Origin of the sequence: Niastella caeni, assembly GCF_004834005.1 — a bacterium.
In the GTDB taxonomy this organism is placed as follows: domain Bacteria; phylum Bacteroidota; class Bacteroidia; order Chitinophagales; family Chitinophagaceae; genus Niastella; species Niastella caeni.
Genome location: NZ_STFF01000003.1, coordinates 498,305 through 519,995 on the forward strand (window position 1 = coordinate 498,305; position 21,691 = coordinate 519,995).

General features: G+C 45.5%; 21 protein-coding genes. 16 read left to right on the top strand and 5 right to left on the bottom strand.

Annotated features, from left to right (window positions below; genetic code table 11):
* Positions 1 to 30 precede the first annotated feature (30 nt).
* Positions 31 to 663: an MgtC/SapB family protein gene (locus FAM09_RS13300; RefSeq protein ID WP_136577606.1), complete on the bottom strand. Its 633-nt coding sequence runs from the start codon at positions 661 to 663 to the stop codon at positions 31 to 33.
* 83 nt (positions 664 to 746) lie between these two features.
* Here FAM09_RS13300 and FAM09_RS13305 point away from each other — a divergent pair, with 83 nt between their 5' ends.
* The 4 genes from FAM09_RS13305 (at position 747) to FAM09_RS13320 (ending at position 5,338) form a co-directional block, all read left to right on the top strand.
* Positions 747 to 1,616, top strand: coding sequence for an aldose 1-epimerase family protein (locus FAM09_RS13305; RefSeq protein ID WP_136577607.1), 870 nt, complete (start codon positions 747 to 749; stop codon positions 1,614 to 1,616).
* Positions 1,617 to 1,958: 342 nt separating this feature from the next.
* Positions 1,959 to 3,209: an ABC transporter permease gene (locus FAM09_RS13310; RefSeq protein WP_136577608.1), complete on the top strand. Its 1,251-nt coding sequence runs from the start codon at positions 1,959 to 1,961 to the stop codon at positions 3,207 to 3,209.
* A 200-nt stretch (positions 3,210 to 3,409) separates the two neighbouring features.
* The gene (gene tsaD, locus FAM09_RS13315; protein ID WP_208025556.1) at positions 3,410 to 4,459 is read left to right on the top strand and encodes a tRNA (adenosine(37)-N6)-threonylcarbamoyltransferase complex transferase subunit TsaD; all 1,050 of its coding nucleotides are present in this window, start codon (positions 3,410 to 3,412) and stop codon (positions 4,457 to 4,459) included.
* 165 nt (positions 4,460 to 4,624) lie between these two features.
* Complete coding sequence (locus FAM09_RS13320) at positions 4,625 to 5,338, top strand: tRNA1(Val) (adenine(37)-N6)-methyltransferase (RefSeq protein ID WP_166437128.1); 714 nt, start codon at positions 4,625 to 4,627, stop codon at positions 5,336 to 5,338.
* A 61-nt stretch (positions 5,339 to 5,399) separates the two neighbouring features.
* Here the strand turns inward: FAM09_RS13320 and FAM09_RS13325 are convergent, their stop codons facing one another.
* The gene (locus FAM09_RS13325) at positions 5,400 to 5,858 is read right to left on the bottom strand and encodes a hypothetical protein (protein ID WP_136577610.1); all 459 of its coding nucleotides are present in this window, start codon (positions 5,856 to 5,858) and stop codon (positions 5,400 to 5,402) included.
* Positions 5,859 to 5,990: 132 nt separating this feature from the next.
* On the opposite strand from FAM09_RS13325, the gene FAM09_RS13330 reads away from it, so the two are divergent.
* The 4 genes from FAM09_RS13330 to FAM09_RS30690 all read left to right on the top strand — a co-directional run bounded on the left by FAM09_RS13330 (position 5,991) and on the right by FAM09_RS30690 (position 11,950).
* Positions 5,991 to 7,445, top strand: coding sequence for a hypothetical protein (locus FAM09_RS13330; RefSeq protein WP_136577611.1), 1,455 nt, complete (start codon positions 5,991 to 5,993; stop codon positions 7,443 to 7,445).
* Between the two features lie 419 nt (positions 7,446 to 7,864).
* Positions 7,865 to 8,764, top strand: coding sequence for a hypothetical protein (locus tag FAM09_RS13340; RefSeq protein ID WP_136577613.1), 900 nt, complete (start codon positions 7,865 to 7,867; stop codon positions 8,762 to 8,764).
* Between the two features lie 78 nt (positions 8,765 to 8,842).
* Positions 8,843 to 11,695, top strand: a complete 2,853-nt coding sequence (locus FAM09_RS13345) for a CHAT domain-containing protein (protein WP_136577614.1) — start codon at positions 8,843 to 8,845, stop codon at positions 11,693 to 11,695.
* A gap of 117 nt (positions 11,696 to 11,812) precedes the next feature.
* Complete coding sequence (locus tag FAM09_RS30690) at positions 11,813 to 11,950, top strand: hypothetical protein (RefSeq protein ID WP_153825452.1); 138 nt, start codon at positions 11,813 to 11,815, stop codon at positions 11,948 to 11,950.
* Positions 11,951 to 12,670: 720 nt separating this feature from the next.
* On the opposite strand, the gene FAM09_RS13350 is transcribed toward FAM09_RS30690, so the two are convergent.
* From FAM09_RS13350 to FAM09_RS13360, 3 genes are all read right to left on the bottom strand, one after another.
* Complete coding sequence (locus FAM09_RS13350) at positions 12,671 to 13,444, bottom strand: hypothetical protein (RefSeq protein WP_136577615.1); 774 nt, start codon at positions 13,442 to 13,444, stop codon at positions 12,671 to 12,673.
* A gap of 4 nt (positions 13,445 to 13,448) precedes the next feature.
* A complete protein-coding gene (locus tag FAM09_RS13355; protein WP_136577616.1) occupies positions 13,449 to 14,051 on the bottom strand; it encodes an RNA polymerase sigma factor in 603 nt (200 codons plus the stop codon).
* 703 nt (positions 14,052 to 14,754) lie between these two features.
* The gene (locus FAM09_RS13360; RefSeq protein WP_136577617.1) at positions 14,755 to 15,252 is read right to left on the bottom strand and encodes a hypothetical protein; all 498 of its coding nucleotides are present in this window, start codon (positions 15,250 to 15,252) and stop codon (positions 14,755 to 14,757) included.
* Positions 15,253 to 15,321: 69 nt separating this feature from the next.
* On the opposite strand from FAM09_RS13360, the gene FAM09_RS13365 reads away from it, so the two are divergent.
* The 8 genes from FAM09_RS13365 (at position 15,322) to FAM09_RS13400 (ending at position 21,266) form a co-directional block, all read left to right on the top strand.
* A complete protein-coding gene (locus FAM09_RS13365; RefSeq protein ID WP_136577618.1) occupies positions 15,322 to 15,654 on the top strand; it encodes a hypothetical protein in 333 nt (110 codons plus the stop codon).
* Positions 15,655 to 16,154: 500 nt separating this feature from the next.
* Positions 16,155 to 16,520, top strand: a complete 366-nt coding sequence (locus tag FAM09_RS13370) for a helix-turn-helix domain-containing protein (RefSeq protein ID WP_166437129.1) — start codon at positions 16,155 to 16,157, stop codon at positions 16,518 to 16,520.
* A 165-nt stretch (positions 16,521 to 16,685) separates the two neighbouring features.
* The gene (locus tag FAM09_RS13375) at positions 16,686 to 17,144 is read left to right on the top strand and encodes a hypothetical protein (RefSeq protein ID WP_136577620.1); all 459 of its coding nucleotides are present in this window, start codon (positions 16,686 to 16,688) and stop codon (positions 17,142 to 17,144) included.
* 66 nt (positions 17,145 to 17,210) lie between these two features.
* Positions 17,211 to 17,669: a hypothetical protein gene (locus tag FAM09_RS13380; RefSeq protein WP_136577621.1), complete on the top strand. Its 459-nt coding sequence runs from the start codon at positions 17,211 to 17,213 to the stop codon at positions 17,667 to 17,669.
* A 41-nt stretch (positions 17,670 to 17,710) separates the two neighbouring features.
* A complete protein-coding gene (locus FAM09_RS13385; protein WP_166437130.1) occupies positions 17,711 to 18,067 on the top strand; it encodes a helix-turn-helix transcriptional regulator in 357 nt (118 codons plus the stop codon).
* Between the two features lie 189 nt (positions 18,068 to 18,256).
* Complete coding sequence (locus FAM09_RS13390; RefSeq protein ID WP_136577623.1) at positions 18,257 to 19,105, top strand: glycosyltransferase family 2 protein; 849 nt, start codon at positions 18,257 to 18,259, stop codon at positions 19,103 to 19,105.
* A gap of 124 nt (positions 19,106 to 19,229) precedes the next feature.
* Positions 19,230 to 20,408, top strand: coding sequence for an acyltransferase family protein (locus tag FAM09_RS13395; RefSeq protein WP_136577624.1), 1,179 nt, complete (start codon positions 19,230 to 19,232; stop codon positions 20,406 to 20,408).
* Between the two features lie 6 nt (positions 20,409 to 20,414).
* Entirely contained in the window at positions 20,415 to 21,266 is an 852-nt protein-coding gene (locus FAM09_RS13400) for an AraC family transcriptional regulator (protein ID WP_136577625.1), read from the top strand.
* Positions 21,267 to 21,691: the final 425 nt, after the last annotated feature.

The window sequence follows — 21,691 nt, forward strand, 5'->3', positions numbered from 1 at the left end:
TTTCACGTTTGCCGTCTCCCGTTTCACGCCTCAAAACTCAAACTTCTGCACCCCAACATCCGCCAGCATCAGGTGTATAAATGCATCATGCGATTTCTTTGAACCTTCCGCTTCCCAGGTGCCCGAAACCGTTTGATTGTCGCGGCATTGCGGCCCTCTTATAAACTTTAACCGGTGCTGCTTCATCAGTGCCTCGTAATGTTCAAATACCTTTTCGCGGTAGGCACAGGTAATTTTGTAGGTGTGTGAACGGTTAATGCGATCTATCCAGGTTTCAATAACAGTAAACGCATACAGAATGCCCACCAGGATAATACAGCCCATCAGGGCAGCGTACTGGTGCCCGGCCCCCACGCCCATGCCCAGTGCGGCCGTTACCCAAATGGTGGCGGCGGTGGTAACGCCGTTGATGCCGGCGCCGCCCCTGAAGATGACGCCCGCGCCTACAAAACCAATGCCGGCCACTATGCCACCGGCAATACGGTCGGGAGATGCCTCCTTGCCAATTTCCATGGAGAACATGGTGAACAGGGTTGAACCCAAACAGATCAGCATCAGCGTGCGCAACCCCGCCGATTTATTATGGTATTCCCGTTCAGCGCCAATAATGCCGCCTATCAATACCGCGATCAAAAGTTTTACAATTACCTCAAGGTTTTCCATTTGACTGATAAGTTATAAGTGTTTGCAGTAAGTTGAAGAACACCACCTGGTTGCTTGTTGCCTTTCTTCAGTATCTTTCCGCCATGTTTACCATAGAAAACGCACAGATCAAAGCAGTTATCAATGCCAAAGGCGCCGAATTGACCAGCCTGGTGCATAAAGAACATCAGCTCGATTATATGTGGCAGGGCGATCCCGCAGTATGGGGCAAACATTCGCCGGTATTGTTCCCTATTGTAGGAACATTAAAAAATAATACCTACTATCATAACTTACAATCATACCAGCTTCCGCGGCATGGTTTCGCCCGCGACAAACAGTTTGCAGTGGAAGACCATACCGGTGACACCATTACATTTTTGCTGCGCAACGATGCTGAAACCCTCACCATCTTTCCCTTTGCCTTTGAGTTCCGCATCAGGTACACCCTGTTCCAAAACTCCCTGGCCGTTACCTACGAAGTTGTGAACTGCGGCAAGGAAACCATGTATTTTTCGGTAGGCGCTCACCCGGCGTTCAAAATTCCGCTGGTGCCGGGCACCACGTATACCGATTATTATTTGCAGTTCAATCAATCGGAGACCGCGCCCCGCTGGCCTATTTCTCCCGATGGTTTAATAGAACAATCACCCATCCCCTTATTGCAGGCTACCAACCGGTTGAACCTGTCGAAAGACCTGTTTCAGAAAGATGCGCTGGTGCTGAAAGGCATGAGCTCAACCATTGTTACGCTGGCTTCTGATAAAACCGGGCATGGTTTCCGGTTCGATTACCCCGGATTTCCCTTCCTCGGCATCTGGGCCGCCAAAAACGCCGATTTTGTTTGTATAGAACCCTGGTGCGGCATAGCCGATAGCGTTGCTACCAATCAGCAATTGCCCGGGAAAGAAGGCATAAATAAGCTGGAACCAGGCGGGTCGTTTACGCGCACATGGACAATCACTCTCTTTTAGGGGAAATGAGGAATTAAAAATTAGAAATAAGGAATGAGAAAGGGAAGACAGTAATGTCGAATATCAAATGTCCAATGTCCAACGCCGAAGTGCGATTGCCGCCTTTACCTGTCTTTCCATTTGCCCATTTTCCCATTTGCTAATTTGCTAATTCCGCCTTTTCCTGCCTTTCCATTTGCACATTTTCCCATTTGCTAATTTGCTAATTTTGCCTTTTCCTGCCTTTCCATTTGCCCATTTTCCCATTTGCTGATTTGCTAATTAACTTCCATCCTTCACCCAAAGCAACCATTTAACACACAGATGGTTCAACAATCAGGTGATTCATATTATTTTTAGGTTATGCGCCGTGTTCTGGAAATACTGGGCAGTAGCCTCAATTTAACCTGGCAGGAATTTAAATCGCACAAAATTCGCACCTTGCTGTCGCTGACCGGGGTGGCCTTCGGCATTTTTTGCATCATCAGCGTACTCGCAACGGTCGACAGCCTCGAATACCAGGTGCAGAAAGACATCAAAGCCCTTGGCACCAACACCGTTTACATCGATAAATGGGTGTACACCGGTGGTCCTGACTATCCCTGGTGGCGCTATGTGAAACGTCCTTCGCCTACCTACGAAGAGATGCAACTGGTAAAACAAAAAGTGCCGGCCGCTGCCAATGTTGCTTTCAATATCAGCAATAACAGTTATGTAGGGTACGAAAATGATGTGATCAACAGCATCAACTATTACGGCATTTCCGACGAATTCATCCATATACAACCGGTAGATATTGAACTCGGCCGTTACCTGCAACCCGCCGATTACGACTTTGCCGCCAACGTGGTGGTAATGGGTTACACCATTGCCGAAACCCTGTTTGGCAAAGCCGAAAAAGCGGTTGGCAAGAACGTCGTTCTGAAATCGGGCAAACGCGCCCTTGTGGTAGGCCTCATCAAAAAACAGGGCAAAAGCTTTGTAGGGGGTTGGGAATACGATAACAGCATTCTGATGCCTGTGGGTTTTATGAAAGAATTTATGCGCGAGAAGAACTGCAACCCCATTATCATGGTGCAGGGTAAAGATGCGGTGCCCATGGAGCAACTGCGCGATGAGCTCACCGGCGCCATGCGTTCCATCCGCAAATTAAAACCTACGCAGGAAGATGATTTTGCCCTCAACGATATCGATGCCTTCAGCAGTTTCGCCAGCGAGATCTTTGGCGGCATCAATATGGGCGGTTGGTTTATTGCCATCCTGAGCCTGGTAGTAGGTATGTTCGGTGTGGCCAATATCATGTTCGTGACCGTGCGCGAACGGACCTCACAAATAGGTTTGAAGAAAGCCATCGGCGCCAAACGCTCTGTCATCCTTACTGAATTTTTGCTCGAAAGCGCCTTCCTCTGTATCATGGGCGGCCTGCTTGGGCTCTCCCTTGTTTTCATCTTAACACTGGCTTCCAATGCCATCTTTGGCTTCGCGGTATTTATTGCCCCAAGAATTTTGATCCTGGCAATCACCATCTGTATCATTGTGGGCGTAATGGCGGGCATTATTCCGGCGTCAATAGCTGCTAAAATGGACCCGGTAGTTGCTATTAGAAGCAAATAGCAGTTTATGGTTTATGGTTCTTTAATTCGTGCAGTCATTATTGTGCGGGAACCTCTGCCATTCCAGAAGTTTTTTAATCTAAAAATATATATTCACTTCTTAAAGCGCGGCAGCAACCTCAAACTACAAACCTCAAACTACAAACTGTTTTATAAGAAACCACGGTACCAATAATTCACTACAGTAACTATCTTTGCTGCGTGAGTATTACCATCCTAGCAATCGAATCTTCCTGCGATGAAACAGCGGCCGCAATCTGCCGCGATGGCGTCATCCTTTCCAATTTTATCGCCAATCAATCCATTCATGAATCATACGGCGGCGTAGTGCCCGAACTGGCCTCACGCGCCCATATGCAAAATATAGTGCCCGTAGTGCATGCCGCGTTACAAAAAGCGGCGTCTCCTTCGACTATCGCTCAGGGTGCAGACGAAGCCTCCATTCACAGCCTGTTGCAAACCGTAAATGCCATCGCCTTTACCCAGGCGCCCGGACTGATCGGTTCGTTACTGGTGGGCGCCCAATTCGCCAAATCCCTGGCGCTGGCCCTGAACGTGCCGCTCATTGCCGTTCACCATATGCAGGCGCATGTGCTCGCCAACCTCATTGAAGACCCGAAACCCGATTTCCCCTTCCTCTGCTTAACTGTAAGCGGTGGCCATACCCAGATCGTGCTCTGCGAATCGCCGCTCTCGCTCAAAGTGATCGGGGAAACCATGGACGATGCGGCCGGTGAAGCCTTCGATAAATCAGCCAAACTTTTAGGCCTGCCCTACCCGGGCGGACCGCTGATAGATAAATACGCCCAACAGGGCAACCCCAACCGGTTTAAATTTCCTGAGCCGCAAATACCCGGACTGAACTTCAGCTTCAGCGGACTTAAAACCGCCATCCTGTATTTTTTGCAGGAAAACACGGCCGCCAACAACCGCTTCATAGAGGAGAACCTGGCCGACATCTGCGCGTCCATTCAGCACCGCATCGTGAGTATTTTGCTGAACAAGGTAAAAGCCGCCGCCCGTACCACGGGCATCAAACACCTCTGCATCGCCGGCGGCGTATCTGCCAACAGCGGCTTGCGCAAAGCGTTTACGGAATTAGGCCAGAAGAACAACTGGCAGACCTTCATTCCCGCCTTTCAATACTGTACCGACAATGCCGCCATGATCGCTATGACAGGGTATTATAAGTATCTCAATGGTGATTTTAGTGAACTTTCGGTGAGCCCTACGGCGAGAGCGGAATTTTAAAAAGTTTGTAGTTTGAGGTTTGTGGTTGCTGCCGCGCTTTGAAAAGCTTTATTATTTTTTTTGGTCCCCGGATTTGCCAGCATGCGGCAGGTCGCCGACAAAAATGACCGCCCGAATGAAAAACCACAAACCATAAACAACAAACCACAAACCACAAACAGATTCATGGCTAACTCCTATTTCCAATTCAAACAATTCACCATCCACCAGGACCAGTGCGCGATGAAGGTTTGTACCGATGCCTGTACCCTTGGCGCCTGGTTCGCGGCCAAGATCCCGCAGTATTCCACGGTACTTGATATTGGCAGCGGCACCGGCCTGCTTATGATGATGCTCGCTCAACGCGCTGAGGCCGAAATACACGGAATTGAAATTGACCTAGGGGCATTCAAGCAACTAAAGGAGAACATCGGCCAGAACGGCTGGAAAGAGCGCCTGAAGGCATTCCCCGGCGACGCCCGCAGCTTCCGGTTCCCCCTGAAATACGATTTCATCATCAGCAACCCGCCGTTCTTTGAAGACGACCTGCAATCGGCCAGCGAGGGAGAACAAATAGCCAAACACAGCAAGCTGCTCACGCTCGATGAACTGCTGCCCGTGATCAGTAATAACCTGCAACCCCACGGGTCTTTCGGCATCCTGCTCCCCTACCATCGCTGGGAGTATTTCAATAACCTGGCCGCTTACCATAACTTTTCGCTCATCGAAAAGCTGTTCATCAAACAAAGCCCGCGGCATTCCTTTTTCAGGGCCATATTGCATTATTGCAGAACGCCCGATCATTTTGCACCCACGTTCGAACTCACCATTCAGCAGGAAGATGGCTCCTATACGCCGGAGTTTGTGGAATTATTGAAAGATTACTATTTATATCTGTGAGAAAAAAATGAAGGTTGAAGGATGAAAGAGAAGATCAACCTTCATTTTTCTGCTTTCAATTTTAAGCTACTTTCTTTCGCTTTTCTTCTATGTAGCGTATAGCCTCAAGCCTTACATACATAGGGACTGTCATAACATTCTCCCCCGCCCTAAGCGGCAGTCGAAGGGTAGACATTGTCTCGTGGGTAGTAAAGGAGTTTACGCCCACATACACATCAAATATCCCTGAATTCCCTTGGTTGTCAGATATCTCGACATAGTCCTGATACAGCCCGGGCTGATACCAATGGATCGTAACATACAAAGGGCCTGCAGCCGGATCTGTGTTTTGCGCCACGATAGTGCCTGAATATACATGCCAGCTATACGTAGCGCCCGCTGCAACCGGCGTGGCATAAAAGGTCCAGTCGGTTTCGCCAGTCACGATCTGTTCACCGGTAATGGGAATGTTGGCTGAAAATGCGGTACTACTGAGCGCAAAAAAGAGGGACGCAAAAAGCGAACATGCTTTTAATTTCATAAAAAAAGATTTTTGGTTAATGAACGCTGAAGATAATACAAAAAGGAAAAACCTGTAGGCGGCGTTAGTCACCTGTACTATTTGCATTTCTACCACATCCATAGTATTTTGCCCCATTAATCCTCTTCTTCTATGAATGATATCCGTAGCTCCTATATAAAAGTGTTGCCACTGATCTTTTTGGCCGGTGTTGTTACCGCAGCCCTGCAGTTGTACCACGATTACAGGCTCTTTAGCTTCTATCCCAACGATTACAATAAAGCATTTATAATGGAGATGCCGGCTTTCATTGTAAGAAACGGGTTGTTATGGGCAGGCATCGGCTGGGTATTCAAAAAATGGAAACAGGCCGCCATCGCTTTTAGTATCGTACTGCTCACCATTGTTGTTGTTTATTTCCTGAACAAAGCGGCGTTCATGAGGGAATATCTGTTCCTGCGCGTGCTGAAGTCGGCATTGCTCAATCCTACTTTTTTGCCTTCCCTGGTATTTGGCTTTCTGTGTTTCGGCAAACGTGGACTGCTGTATTTCTTACCTCTGGCCCTGTTTACGTTTGCCCTTCCCCTTTTGTTCCAGGGCAGCGCCTTTCATAATTATTCACCCTACAATACCTGGTACCGCTCGCTGAAGCTCGACGACCTTTTTAGCATACAGATCTCAGGTGACCGCCCCGGCAGCCTCACCATCCTCACCTACCTGTACCTGATTGCCTCGGTGTGCATGGTATTTATCATTGCGGGTGAATGTTTTTACGCCGCCGCTCAAAATAAAAGTTTCAAAAAAATATTCCGCATTGATTTTGCACACAACTATACCGGGCCGGGAGCCATTTGCCTGTTTTACGTCTTACGATTGAGCATCAATTTGCTGGTAATAGCGTTATACGTTTATCCGCTCACTTACTTTCATACCGCCATACCTTTAATTTACTCCGACCAATCGGTATTTATGCTTATCATTACCATAGCCTCCGGCCTCCTGTGCCTGATAGCCGTGGTATTGTACTACCGAAAATTCCTGGTAGAATACTTCATCAGCGTACGGCAAAAAACTTCCTGGCTGTACTGGATCGTCAATATACCCCTGGTAGGGCTGCTGATATTTCCGGTAATAGTATTAATTAGCAGTTCAACCAATTCGGAAGAAGACAGAGGCCGCTTTTATTTCAATGATAATCTGTATTATCAGAAACCATATCAGATCCTGGCGGTAATGATAGTGCTGCACCTGGTTGGCTTATTGTTCAGTCCGGCCCAAAACGGCTCCTCCCTATACTGGGTGTTCTGGTCGTTGGAATTGTGTTTGCTGATCTGGTATGCCACTGCCGTAACAGGTTATTATTTGATCCTGGCCATTGGCGCCGCAGGTTTTATCGTATTCCTGGTATTGGCTTATATCGCCATGCATGCATATACCAGGGAGCAACCCTGGTCCAGGTCCCCTCTCAATGAATTCAACATTTCCCTTTGGCTGGTTGGCGCTTTCAACCTGGTCAATTATACCGTGCTGTTGCCGGCATTTCATTTGTATAAGATGAAGACCATACAAAAACAGGATGCAATTCCGGTTATTGAAACAGAGCAATAATGTTGCAGTTTGTTGTTTGTTGTTTGTTGTTTGTTGTTTGTTGTTTGTGGTTTGTGGTTTGTGGTTTATTTATTCGGGCAGTTATTTTTTGTCGGCGGAAACTCGCTGCGTGCTGGCATAACTGGGTTTTAGAAATAATAAAGCTTTTCAAAGCGCGGCAGCAACTACAAACAATAAACCATAAACTACAAACCATAAGTTGTCATTCCTTCCGTTCCTCAATTAAACTAATGAAAATCACTAACTTGTAAGTTTCTGAAAACCAGTATCGTAAATAGCAGCATTATATATATTCGTGTATTATAACCCAAAAATCGAATATTTGTTATCTCATATCCGTTCAAATACGGTGAAAACACGCTGGTACATGACCTAACCTTTCCTGAAATTGAGATCCCCCGTTAAAAACCGAAACTTAGATGAAAAGCAAACAGTGTATTTGTCTTTTGCTGCCATTCGTATTACTATTGGTGTTTGTTGCCTGCAACAAAGCAGATAATGCCAAAGCTGAGCCAGAAAATACGTCTGAGAATGCAAACACCTTCACAACAAGTAGTACAGGCCAATGCCCTAACGCCCCCAATTACGGGGACAGTATCATTTACCTGCAAACGCAAAGTAATGGCGCCGATCACAAGGTTCAACCCTTGAATAATACCGGCATCCAGGGTACTTATTTGTCCTGGCCCGAAGGGCTCGATATCAACAAAAACAATGGTACTATCAACCTCGCCAAAAGCGAGACCGGCGTACGCTATAAGATTGGCTTTGTTAAGAAAGGCACCCAGGATACCTGCATAAGCCAATTGATCCTTGCCGGTATGACGTACATGGACAGCATCTATGTACTTTCTCAGCATGATACCCTCGCCATGCCCATTTTCAATGCCGACCCCAATGCACCATCCATCTGCGATGTGAGCGACGATACCGACTACCCCGACAGCCTCAACAACGGCGGTAACAACAAATGCGCGTTCGATGATGACCCGTCGGAAAGCGCCAATGGCAAGAAACTGCGTGTGCGCAGTAAAAGCGGCGTTATTAACCTGAAAAAATCACTGCGCGACGGCCTCTTTGGCCCCAATGTCAAAAACGGCGACAGTAAAAGAATAAAGTTCTCTTACCGGCTGAACGACGGCAGCAAAAAAGCAAAGCAACAGATCACGGTAGAGATGATCTATTACGACAAGGTATCGAGCATCCCTGCTTCCTTACAACAGGAAGTACGTACCAAACGGCAGAACATGTTCGAGTACAGGCTCGTGGCTGAAAAACCGCGGCCGCCGTTCCTGGTCATTGCAGGCTTGTCTTACTAAAACTTACAGCGGTCACTTGCTTCCGGCAATTGACCGCCATTCATCTCATATACCCAATCACCTTATCTTCGCCAACCCATGGGAAAAATGGTGAGGACCACATTACGGTGTATTGCATGGAAAGGCTGGCTGCTGCTGGCCTGCTGGCTGATGTGTTCCTATAACGTCGGCAACCCGGTGAACCCCACTACCATCCAGGCCCTTTACAAAAAGGCCAGCCACCTTTTTAAGCTCGACAATCCCACCGATGCTACCGATAGCCTGGCGCTGGCCACCTTTCAACAGGTGATCGATCTGGCAGTACAACAAGGCACGGCCCCCGATTCCCTCCTGTTCTTTGCCCATTTGCGCAAAGGCATTTTGCTCGATAACCGCGCCAACTTCGCGCAGGCTCTCGAAGCTTACCGGCACGCGCAACACATTAAAAAACGCAATTCCCAATGGAGCGATTCGTTGTCGTATGAAGTAGCAGAGTTGACCGGATCGGTATATTATCACCTCAACAATTTTGACTCGGCCAGCTATTATTTACTGCAGGCAGAAGCCCTGGCCCAACGCTTTCCCGGCATCCCCGTAATAGAACGGCTGTACAACGACCTCGGCGTGTTGTATTACGAGAACGGCAACTATTTACAAAGCCGCAATTATTTCACCCATGCGTTGGAGATCATTAATAAGAACCCAACCAAAGACGCGGCTTCCATTGTGTACGTGGAGATCAACATTGCGGCCGCCTGCAATAAACTGGGATTGTACCAACAGGCCATTGCCATATATAAAACCATCTGTAACCAAAAAGTATATAATAACCACATCTTTCTGAATATGGGCGTGGCCTATAAGGCCATGGGCAATTACCCAAAAGCATTGGAATGGTTACATAAGGTGAATGCCGTTGCAATGCCACGCGTTTACAACGAGCTGGCGCATACGCACCTGCAGTTAAACCAACCCGATTCGGCCAACTATTACCTGAACCGCTATCAACACCAACTGGCCGCGCATAAAGCAAAGCACAACACCACTTACACCGGAATGAACTTCCTGTACCGCGGTGATCTGCTGGTACAGCAACAACAATACGAAGCAGCTTTACAGGCTTACCAGCAAGCCATCGTTGTATTCAGCGGGCATTTCCGCGATACCGATCCCAACGCCAACCCTGCCAGCTTTACCGGCACCTTTACCTCGTACCGGTTGTTCGACGCCCTGCTTAAAAAAGGAAGTACGTTCGAAGCGCTGTACAAGGCCAACCACAACGAAGCCCATGCAACAGCGGCACTGGCCACGTATACCAGCGCTATTGCTTTATTACGCTACATTGAAAAAAGCTGCGACACCGATGACGCCAAATTGTTTTTGAAGAACAACAACCAGCAGGTGTACCAATATGCGGTTGGCATGTGTTTGCAATTACAACAATTGCATCCCGGGGCAGGCTACCAGCAACAGGCCTTTGTGATCGCCGAACGAAACAAGGCATCGGTCATGTACAGCGGGCTTACAGAAAAAGGCTTTCGCAAATTGCCCGGCATTGATCCCTCGCTGATACAGCAGGAACGGAATATCAAATACAACCTCGCGCGGTTAAGTATTAAAAGCGATCAAACGACCGACAGCACCGCCCTCGCTTCGCTCACCAGCCAAAAAGCAGCCTTTGAAATACAACTGGCGCAGGTGCAACACGCCATTGAGCAGAACAGCGTTTACTATAAACTCAAATACAGCGAATCGTATCCCCACCCCGACACCATTCAGCAATACATAACCTCGCAACAAGCCGTCATCAGTTTTTATGCAACGGGCAACACGCTGAATGTATTTGTGATCACAAAGTGGGGCTTTAAACAGATCGCCATCGATCCCTTTGCTGCCATTCAACAAAACATCAGGCAATGGCTCGCCGCTTTGCAAAGCGAAGAAAATGGCCGGCGGTTCAAAGGCGCTCACTGGGGCGCCCTGCTGTATAAACAACTGGTACAACCACTGCAATCCATTGCCGGCGACAAAACCGAGTGGATCATCATTCCCGACAACTTATTGTATTACCTGCCTTTTGAATCGTTGCCCGCTTCGGCAGGCAATGATGCAAAGCCATTACTCGAAACCAACGAGATCAGTTATCAATTCTCTTCGCAGTTTATTGTAACGAATGCAGCCAAAGCATCGCCCGCTGCTTCTTTGCAAACCCTGGCCTTTGCACCGTTTGCCAAAAACGGCATCACCTTCCCGCATCACGAATACAATTACCTGCAACAACTGCCCGCATCAGCGCAGGAAATTGCGCAATTACCCGGACGGTCTTTTACCGACCAGCAGGCCACCAAACACCAGTTCGTAACTAACCTGAACCAATACCCCATTGTGCATTTGGCCACACATGCCATTGCCGATACCGGCAATCCCGCCGCATCGTTCATTGCCTTCTACCCCACTACCCAACAACCCAACAACGATGCCCTGTACCTGGAAGAATTGTATGGCCTTAATATGGATGCAACCCGACTGCTCATCATCAGCGCCTGCGAAACGGGGCACGGACAATTAGTGAACAGCGAAGGCGTGCTGAGCCTTACGCGCGGTTTTGCCTACGCCGGTTGCGCCAGCATCGTAAACAGTTTGTGGAAAGCCGATGACGAGGCTACCGCCGCTATCCTGCGTCAATTTCATATTTATCTGCAAAAGGGATATACCAAATCAAAAGCATTGCGACAGGCCAAACTCGATTACCTGCACAGCAATGCCTTGCACAAAACACCCAACTACTGGGCGCATTTAATTATTACCGGCGATACGCAGCCATTGGTAAAAGCAGGTATAGGTAACTGGTGGTTGCTTGTATTGAGCGGAATGGCCGCAGTGGTGTTGGTGGGAATAATACTGCTTAAAGGAAAAAAAAGTCGACGTGGTTTACATAGAAATACGGATTAAAAAATTGCTCTGATGTGTGTACTCCGGACTACAGCATGTGCTGCGTTATCCTTTGAGGTCAATAACGTCGACTTTTTATTAGTTCCATCCGTGGTCACGAATGAATAATGTATGATAATGCTGAAGGCTCAAGGCTACTACCTAAAGCCTGAGATCATTTACAAAGAGCATGCTACGTTCAGCGTTCAGCGTTCTGCATTTAGCATAAAAGAAGGTAACCGGGCTCCATTGCTGGGCCGCCCGATTACCGACTGAAAACAAAATCATTAAATCAGGTCGTAACATTGTTTTTCAAGGGGTGCTATCAACATTAGGGTTTAGGAATGCAAAAAGCTTAACGCCGAAAGCTAAACGCCCAAAGCCTGAGATCTCTTTAAGGACGTTCCGCATTATGCGTTACGCGTTTTGCGTTCAGCGTAAAAATAAATGTATGTGACTGAATCTGCCAGCTGGCGGATATAGATCCGCCCAAACGAACCAAAAAAATATTCGTGAAGAGGAGACCATCCAGGTTTCTCTGTCTCACCGGCAGGCCGGGATCAGGTTTCCGATATCATGATCTGGTCTTCACGAATTTGAAGCTAATATCCGTGAAGAAGGAACCATCCAGGTTTCTCTGTCTCACCGGCAAGCCGGGATCAGGTTTCCGATATTATGATTCAGATCCTCACGAATGCGAAGCTAATATCCGTGAAGATGGAACCATACAGGTTTCTCTGTCTCACCGGCAGGCCGGGATCAGGTTTCCGATATTATGATTCAAATCCTCACGAATGTGTAGGGATATTCGTGAAGAAGGAACCATCCAGGTTTCTCTGTCTCACCGGCAAGCCGGGATCAGGTTTCCGATATTATGATTCAAATCCTCACGAACGTGCAAGGGAAATATTTAAAGAGCTGGTTCTATTAATTAGTAAAAGCTGGCAAAGAGAACGTAACCGCGAAATCAATCTTTTTTATAAAAATTATTTCTAATTACTTGCCGGCCTTGAGTGTCAATATCTTAAGATCGATATTTCCAATCTGCGACGCCTGTTTGTTGTAAAGGTGGTCTTTATCTGCCTTTATCTTCTTTAAGAGGCGAATGGCCTCCCGGGTTTTATGCCCGGCCAGGTTGCTCATTGCCGCATAAAACTCGGCTTCGTCCTGGAAATAATCATCCCCTGTTTGGGCATTGTTGGCCAGCACCTGTTCAAACAACATGTTGGATTCTGCATACTGTTGTAATTGCAGATGGGCCATACCGGCCAGGAATAAGGCTTTATTATCTGTTAAGGAAGAACGGTTAAGCGCGGCAATGACAGTGTTCCAGTTCTTATTTCGAAACGCCTGCTCTAACTCATTGACAGTTGCGCCGCTTCTGGTAGTTGATAGTGTATATTGTACAAACGCTTTTTCATAAACTTGTGTTGCGCTGACCGTAAAATATTTATATGCACCTAATCCAATCACGCACAACAATAAACCCGCGGCCACACTAAACGCGCGGCGCATACGAATTCTTACTGCCTGTTTTTGTGGCGCTTGCAATACTTCTGCCGGCTGAATGGTTTTATATTGCTCTTTTACCGCCGCCACCTGATCGTACAATGCTGCATATTCAACCGCTTCCACTGCCAGTTGCAGGTATTGCCATTGTTTGCGCGTTTCCAGATCGTTGTTGATCAACGCTTCCATTTCCCGCATTTCCTTTTCCTCCAGGGTCCTGTCGAGATAATTGATCAGTAAATGTTCATTACGGCCTTCCATAAAATTATTTTACCTGTTGGTTTACCAGCCCGGCAATGACGGGGTTTTGTTTCACCAGTTCCGTCAGCGACTGCAGGCATTTATATTTTTTATTACGGACCACCTGTTCATTTTCGTATGGCAGGTGATGCAAAATATCTTTCATTGATAGATTCTCGTAATAGAACAGGGTGAGTAATTTTTTACAGGACTCCCCCAGTTGATTCAACACGCTCAAAAACTGTTGCTTCACTTCGCGGTCGGCCATATGCTGGCTTACATCCAACTCGCTTGATTCGCGGCTGTGCTCAAACGCTTTCTCCCGTACATCGCTCCGCGCTCTTTTCTTCAACTCATTCAACCACAGGTTGCGGGCAATGGCGGTAAGAAAAGTTTTTACACTGGCTTCTCCCCTGAATTTGTCTTTTTTTACCAGGTCAATGAAGGTGACCACCGTTTCCTGGAAAATATCTTCCGCATCGGGTGGAGTTCCGTTGTTGGCTAAAATAAAAGACTGAATTGTAGTGGAATACTGCTGATAAATAAAAAATATGGCGCTATTCAGTTCATCTCCTCGTCCGATCGCAGCAATTAGTTCCGTATCAGAAAACAAGTTGCCTTTTATCATGCTCCGATATTAATAGTAAACGCCGGACCTGGTTTTGTAACCGGCCTGATCACTTTTTTATGAAAAATATGCTTCTCTGGATGTTGGGCGTAAAAATAACACACGATAAATAATAATCGGATTAGAATTTGAGCAATAGCCCATCAAATTGACATAAATCAATAGAAACTCTTATCCTAATGAGGGCCGCACGCTGCACGTTGCCCGCTTCCTGCTGAATACAAAGCTATTAGCTGCAAGCCACAAGCAAATACAGCTTAAAAGCTGAAAATCAAAAGCTAAATGCTTAAAGCACGCTGAATACAAAGCTGTAAGCTGTAAGCTGCAAGCTGAAAGCCGTAAGCGGTAAGCTGTAAGCCGTAAGCTGTAAGCTGTAAGCTGTAAGCCGTAAGCTGTAAGCCGTAAGCGGTAAGCTGTAAGCCGTAAGCCGTAAGCTGTAAGCAAATACAGCATAAAGCTGATTTGGCTCCTGGTTACCTGCTTACTGAGATATGTTTTTCGGCTCAGGGTTTAAAAAACACAGCCTCCCATATTTCAGAGAAGCTGCATTTTCTTTAAACATCTGATGTATGAACTAGCAATTCAAAGGATTACGGATTATTACGGGTTTGTGGATTATAATGCAGTTGCAGGTTACCAGTTACCGGTTACCAGTTGCCGGTTGCCGATTCACGATTCACGGCTCCCGATTACCCATTAACCATTACTCATGCAGCGTGTTGCCTTTATGCCTCGTTGCCTTTATGCTTCGTTGCCTTGTTGTCTTGTTGCCTCGTTGCCTTTCCCCGTTTTCTCCAGCATACTCAACACGGCGGAGATATTCGCAAACCGCGTAATAGCCGGGCTGTTGCGTTTCTTTAGTTGCCGGCGGCGTTGGTTTATTAAAATAGAAGAACCACCAGCCGGCCGTGAGCAGTAACAGGATGGCCGCAGCAACAACAAGGCGTTTCAATATAAACACGCGCCGGGCCGGGCGGTATGGCATTGCGGCTGCTGCATCGGTGGCCCGGTCAGCGGCCAGGATAGCGTTAAACACCGCATCGGTTTTAGCCGCAGGCAAATGGTATTCTATGGCAAGGTTGTTCCAGGCGCTGTCGAGCAGCGCTTTGATCCCGGAATAATGGGTGGATTGTTGCAACAGTTCCATCAGCTCCCGGAGTTCGTCGCCGGATGCCGCTTTGTTGAGATACCGTTGAAACAAATATTCCAGTCGGGTTGTAATAGCGCTACGGCCTGATGCAGGAGGCGATCGTAATCAAGTTGTAAAATAATGGCCTCAGCCGATACGCCCGCTATATCGGGTTGTTCGGAGGAAGCGTTGACCAGCTTCTTTTCCCGGGCCAGCCGGCGCAGGGCATTAAAAGTATGGTTCCGGGCTATGATGTACAGGAAATCGGCAAAGCTGCGAACAACAGATAAGCCCGAGCGGTTGATCCAGATCGTTCAGGAACACATCCTGTACGATCTCTTCGGCGATGGTATCGTGGTGGAGTACTTTGAGCGCAAAAGCATAGATCGCATCGCGATAATGATCGAAAACGATGCGAAATGCACTTTCATCCCCATGCGCAACCTGCTCCAGGAGCGCTTTTTCGTTATGTAGACGTTCTGTGGGCACCTAATTTCACAAATATATAATTGAAGCCGCCCAATAAAAAAATATTTTACTTTTCGATAAAGGTGAACGAAACCAATGTATCAGCATATATAAAACGTTTTTTTTCAATTGCCACAGAAATATTAGTCTGGTAATTTGGTAGGAAATATAATAAATGCCTTACTCAGAATTTTGCCAAAACGGTGAAAGTACAACCGAAGTGGGCAAAACATGAACTGATAGATAATTGAAAATAAAAACACTCTCAGTAACTTGCATACAAAAGAGAACAACACCGGGTCCAGGTGACCGGCCTGATCCTGTAGCGACTTTCGCACGCTCATGTGATTGTATTGTTGAAACGCAGCGTATTTACCTGCAGTTTTTATTAATACAATTACTATTGTAGTTGGCTGTTAGAAACTAATTGGCAACACAATGCTGAATGAATGTGGCCCAGGACGCGCTTTTTATTCATTTACCACTATTCATTTAAACAGGCGTGTATGCCAAAAAGGAATTATAAGCGGGGGATTGTTGCAGTGGTGGCACAGATAAAAAAGATTATCGATGCGAACCCCGCTAATGGCAAGAGCACGGCCACCCTGGCCACGGAGCATGGCATTAGCAGAAACGCGCTGCAGGAAGTGTTTAAAGAAAAGTACCACCAACCGATTGGGCAATACAAGTTACAACTACGCATGGAAGAAGCCCGGCAACTATTAAAAGCCGGTAAGTCGATCAAGGAAGTAGCCTTTATTCTAAATTACGCCTCGCCCAGTTCGTTCAGTAATGCCTTCAGTAACTTTTACAACATCAGCGCTTCGGAATGGTTGCAGGATGGCGGGTATAACGCTAACAAACAGGGCTAAATGTGAGCAAAAAGGGCAAATCATAATATAAAAGTCAATTATAGTACCCCGGTATCGTTGTAAATTGGGTTGTAAAATAAAAGCTTGGTTCCGGCTATTGGGCCGGCAGATTTGTAGCTCATGATGCAACAACCGGTAATACTTACCACTATTAAACTATTGCACATGAGGCCAACCAGAAACGCCATCGCACAATACCTACGGGCCAATATGGGTCATTATATCAATCCATTTTTGGTGGAGACTACCCTCGATGAATTCGGGATGTTTGATATAGCCGCCAAATGGCCCGATCTTCCCAAGAAACCGGAATATACGCTGGAGATCGTTTTAGAAGACGTTACGGTAGAACAATTCAGCAAATTATCGGGGATCAAGACGGTAGAGCAGTTACATTTTGTTAGTCCGCACCGGCTGATAGAGCTTTTTCACGAAGGCGTTGCCACGGTTTTTTGTATGGCGGATAAGCCCGAATTTTATTGCGAGCTGAGTTTCAGGAAGAGCAACGGGGAGGTTTGTGTGTATAATGAAGAAGAGGATAAACGGGTGGTGATAACAGGGAATAATTTTGACGAGCCGGCGGATTTTTTTGATTATATGAGAACGTATATAAGTAATATGTAGCTTGAATCGGCAAACGGCAATCGGCAAACGTGAAACCAGTTCCCGGTAATCTGTAATATCATCATTATGACCAGGGCGGGCAAACACATATATGCCTTTCTAGACAATCACCTGGGTTTGTACGACAACCCCCAGGGACTGGAATTTTGTATGAACCTGGATGATTCGGTCTTTGTGATCCATCCCCTGAACCCACCCCCTGAACCATATGTAGATTTTGGTTTGATTTATCCCAGCAATCCGTTCGACACCTTTGTGCACGACTTTCAATTTGCCGGCCCCCGGGAACTAAAAGCGTTAACACCGGCCCACCTATGGACGATGTACCATGAAGGCAAGGCCGAGATCTACTGTACTATTGTTGTGAAGATCATCTTCTATGCGCTGTATTTCCGCCTGACGAAAAACAATACCATGATCGTACGCGATGATTACGACCGGGAGCATGAGCTGGGCGTGGTATTTAAAACGCCACAGCAGTTTTTGGAATATACACAAGGCCAGTTCCTGCTCAAGGAAGGATGAACCCCGTAAGCCCTTACCATTTACCATTAAACCGACCTGCCATGAAGCAAGGAAAAATAAAGAGATTCAAGAAGCATGTAATACATGCCATCTACTCCTTCAAACAGGAGCTTGACAACCACTGCGCCAATGGCGACACCGCCCAACATCTCTCCGCCCAGTTCGGCATTAGCAGAAACGTATTACAACAAGGCTTTAAACACATTTACGGCATCGGCATCCGCGACTACAAGCTGAAACAACGCATGGAGCGCGCCCGTTTCTTATTAGAGGCTGGTAAAGATGTAAAAGAAGTAGCACTGACCTTACACTACACCAAGGCCCGAGCATTCAGCACGGCGTTCAAGAACTATTATGGCGTTACGCCTACGGAGTTTGCTAATTCGTTGAATGCGTAGTATAACGGTAATAAACACGTCATTTTATGACTATGTATTGCCAATTATGACCAGAAACTGTTAGGAATCGCTTCATCCACATTGTATCTTCGAGGAACAGCCGAAAGCAGAAAGCCAGCTTCACGCTGCAAGCTACAGGCTGCACGCAAAACACAACTTAGAACTAAGAACTAAAAACTTAGAACTATTATGGAAACCTTATTCAGGCCTGCGGTCAATGACCCGGCTAACAGCCAGCTCATTACCGAAACCGACACCAGCGTAGCATCTCCTATCAAGAAATTATCTATCATCATTCCTGCTTACAACGAAGAAAAGTACATCACTTTGATATTGGATCGTATCAATGCGGTAAAGCTGATACGCAATATTGAGAAGGAAGTGATCATTGTAAATGATTGCAGTACCGACAATACGGAGGCCGTTATCCAGAACTATATAGGCAGCAATGCCAACCTGACCATCAACTACTTCAAATATATAAAGCATGATATAAACCAGGGAAAGGGTGCGGCTATCCATACGGGTATTGCCCAGGCAACCGGCGAATACTTATTGGTACAGGATGCTGACCTGGAATACGATCCGGGCGAATACAATACGTTGCTGAAACCCATTGTACTCGGCTCGGCAGATGTGGTATACGGCTCCCGATTTATGGGCGGCAATCCACACCGCATCCTGTTCTTCTGGCATTCGATCGGCAACAAATTTCTTACATTCCTAAGTAACCTGTTTGGCAACCTGAACCTCACTGATATGGAAACAGGTTACAAACTCTTCCGCACCGACATCATCCAACGCATTTACTTACACGAAAAGCGATTCGGATTTGAACCGGAAGTGACCGCTAAAATTTCTATGGTACCAGGAATACGTATTTATGAGGTTGGGATAAGTTATTACGGAAGAACATTTTCCGAAGGCAAGAAGATTGGCTGGAAGGATGGGTTCAGGGCGATTTATTGTATAATGAAATATTCTTTGTTTAATAATAAGGTGTTTGTGGGGAAGGGGGAGAAAGTACTGAGTACTTAGCACTAAAGATGCAACTTGTTACTAATCATACTCGTTTGCATATTACAACTTGAAGCTTGTAACTTAATTTACCACTTGTCCGCCGAAACTATAGAAAAGGCGGATTAACGCTTCAACATTCACAATGAAACTCAACTCCATACAATTTTTGCGAGCTGTGGCTGCTTTGCTGGTAGTATATGAGCACTCAATGGATATGCAAATGAAGTACAACACATCCTGGCAACAAAACTTCTATCATCTAAATAATTTTGGTTGTATTGGAGTAGATCTATTCTTTGTTATCTCCGGATTTATCATAATGTATATAGCTAATAATTTAAGAGGCCCCGATAAAGGTTGGCCTTTTTTAGAAAAACGCTTTTACCGCATTAACCCTGTATACTATATTGCCTCATTGTTCTATTTCGCAATTTTATTAATACAATCCTGGGTCTTTAAAGGTGATACGTATTCATCATTAATCAAAATGATAGGTTCTTTCTTTAATACATTATTGATCGTTCCAGTTTCCGGGGATATTCAAGTTTTTAAACCCTTATTATCTGTAGGTTGGACCCTATGCTTTGAATGGCTGTTTTATATATTATTTTTCTCCTTGATCATTTGTAATGCAAAGAACAAAATAATACTCCTACCAGTCTTTATTTTATTATTAGTTATAATAGGAATGTTACTAAACACTGATGATCTTAGACTACAATTTATTACCAATCCTATTATACTGGAATTTGTACTAGGTATTATAGTATGCCAATTATATATATGTAGCCAAAAAATACCGGTGATTATTGGAATTATCTGTTTAATAATCGGCCTTACATCTTACGGATTGCTAATAAGATTTGGGTTTGGCGGTGTCTGGTATTATCTGAATACCATAAATGGCACCCAAAGCTTAGACCGCTTTCTATTATGGGGCATCCCCAGTAGTAGTTTAGTGGCGGGTTGTGTTATCCTGGAAAAAAATGCCTACCTGACTCGATTATTTAATAATAAATGGATTATGCTATTGGGCGATGCTTCCTATTCCATATATCTGGTACACCTGATTGTACTAACACTGTTTACAATCTTGTATAAACAAGTAGGTGTTTTCCTTCCTGCCGATGCCATGATTTGGCTACAAGTAATTATTGCGGTTGCCATCGCTCTAGTCTTTTACAAATTAGTTGAAAAACCAATAATGAAACGCCTATATCAAAAAACAAATAATATAACCGCTAAAGAAAAATCGATTATAGTTATACCCGAACCTCCGTTAGCATCTATTACGAATAGAGAATCAATGAATATTAAATAGAGCAAGATGAAACCCATTGTTCAAAAATTACCGTTAAAATCAAATAAATCATTTGTTGCCGCTACTTTCCGTAGCCCAAATTTTGAAACGGGTTGGCACCAACATATGGCCCATGAACTGATACTTTTCACCGAAGGTCAAGGCCATGTTCGAATAGGAAAGCATGTAGGAAATTTTAAAACCGGTGATATATATTTCCTAGGTAGCAATCTCCCACACCAATTCCAGCAAAAAGACAAATCCCAAATCAGCGCTATAATTATTCATTTTGAAGACGATTGTTGGGGAAAGGATTTTTTAAATTTACCGGAATGTCACCTTATAAAACAACTGCTTGACATTTCGACTCATGGCTTACAAATAACCGACACCACCACACACCAGCTACACCTATTGATCAAATCTCTGGAAACAGCTATTGATGGCAACCGTATAATTTTATTGTTACAATGTCTGCAATTAATGGCTTCGGCAAAGCCCTTTGCCATACTCTCGTCAAAGGAGATACATAACGTTAATCATTCAGATAAGGATTGTATTGATCGGATATATAAATACACGTCTAACACTTTTCATGAACCGGTTTCTTTATCAGATGTGGCGGCCATCGCTTGTAAAAGTGTACCTTCTTTTTGTCATTACTTTAAACGCCGCACCCAAAAAACTTATATCACCTACTTAAACGAAGTCCGCATAGGTTATGCCTGCCACCAGTTATTACAAACCGACAAACCAGTCACAGACATCGGCTATGAGAGTGGTTATAATACCGTCGCTTATTTTCACCGGCAATTTTTACGACTTAAAAAAATAACGCCATTACAATACAGGAAATTGAAAGCAGTAATGAACATGTAAAGCATGAAGTTAAATATGAATATATGAATACTACACAAAACACACCGGCTTGTCACCTCTCCTTTAAGGATTTCCTGTTCAATAATCGTCGTAACAGGATTGTCTTTTGCGTGGCCGCGGCAGCCATTGTCATCCAGTTTGCCATTTTCAAATACCTATATCCCTTTGCCAGTTATATCCATGGGGATTCTTTTTCGTATCTCAATGCCGCTGATAAAAACCTAACCATAAATACATATCTCGTTGGATATTCAAAATTCCTCCGGCTATTTAGCATTATTGCTAAACCAGATTATATACTGGTGGCCTTTCAATACTTATTCATTCAGTGTAGTGTACTCTACTTATTGTTTACCATTTTCTACTTTTATAAACCAGGCAGAGTTATACAAACAATTCTCTTGATCTTCATTGTGTTCAACCCG

Coding starts and splice junctions, on each gene's coding strand:
- FAM09_RS13300 (WP_136577606.1), bottom strand. CDS start 663: ATGGAAAACCTTGAGGTAATTGTAAAACTTTTGATCGCGGTATTGATA.
- FAM09_RS13305 (WP_136577607.1), top strand. CDS start 747: ATGTTTACCATAGAAAACGCACAGATCAAAGCAGTTATCAATGCCAAA.
- FAM09_RS13310 (WP_136577608.1), top strand. CDS start 1,959: ATGCGCCGTGTTCTGGAAATACTGGGCAGTAGCCTCAATTTAACCTGG.
- FAM09_RS13320 (WP_166437128.1), top strand. CDS start 4,625: ATGGCTAACTCCTATTTCCAATTCAAACAATTCACCATCCACCAGGAC.
- FAM09_RS13325 (WP_136577610.1), bottom strand. CDS start 5,858: ATGAAATTAAAAGCATGTTCGCTTTTTGCGTCCCTCTTTTTTGCGCTC.
- FAM09_RS13330 (WP_136577611.1), top strand. CDS start 5,991: ATGAATGATATCCGTAGCTCCTATATAAAAGTGTTGCCACTGATCTTT.
- FAM09_RS13340 (WP_136577613.1), top strand. CDS start 7,865: ATGAAAAGCAAACAGTGTATTTGTCTTTTGCTGCCATTCGTATTACTA.
- FAM09_RS13345 (WP_136577614.1), top strand. CDS start 8,843: ATGGGAAAAATGGTGAGGACCACATTACGGTGTATTGCATGGAAAGGC.
- FAM09_RS30690 (WP_153825452.1), top strand. CDS start 11,813: ATGCTGAAGGCTCAAGGCTACTACCTAAAGCCTGAGATCATTTACAAA.
- FAM09_RS13350 (WP_136577615.1), bottom strand. CDS start 13,444: ATGGAAGGCCGTAATGAACATTTACTGATCAATTATCTCGACAGGACC.
- FAM09_RS13355 (WP_136577616.1), bottom strand. CDS start 14,051: ATGATAAAAGGCAACTTGTTTTCTGATACGGAACTAATTGCTGCGATC.
- FAM09_RS13365 (WP_136577618.1), top strand. CDS start 15,322: ATGGCCTCAGCCGATACGCCCGCTATATCGGGTTGTTCGGAGGAAGCG.
- FAM09_RS13370 (WP_166437129.1), top strand. CDS start 16,155: ATGCCAAAAAGGAATTATAAGCGGGGGATTGTTGCAGTGGTGGCACAG.
- FAM09_RS13375 (WP_136577620.1), top strand. CDS start 16,686: ATGAGGCCAACCAGAAACGCCATCGCACAATACCTACGGGCCAATATG.
- FAM09_RS13380 (WP_136577621.1), top strand. CDS start 17,211: ATGACCAGGGCGGGCAAACACATATATGCCTTTCTAGACAATCACCTG.
- FAM09_RS13385 (WP_166437130.1), top strand. CDS start 17,711: ATGAAGCAAGGAAAAATAAAGAGATTCAAGAAGCATGTAATACATGCC.
- FAM09_RS13390 (WP_136577623.1), top strand. CDS start 18,257: ATGGAAACCTTATTCAGGCCTGCGGTCAATGACCCGGCTAACAGCCAG.
- FAM09_RS13395 (WP_136577624.1), top strand. CDS start 19,230: ATGAAACTCAACTCCATACAATTTTTGCGAGCTGTGGCTGCTTTGCTG.
- FAM09_RS13400 (WP_136577625.1), top strand. CDS start 20,415: ATGAAACCCATTGTTCAAAAATTACCGTTAAAATCAAATAAATCATTT.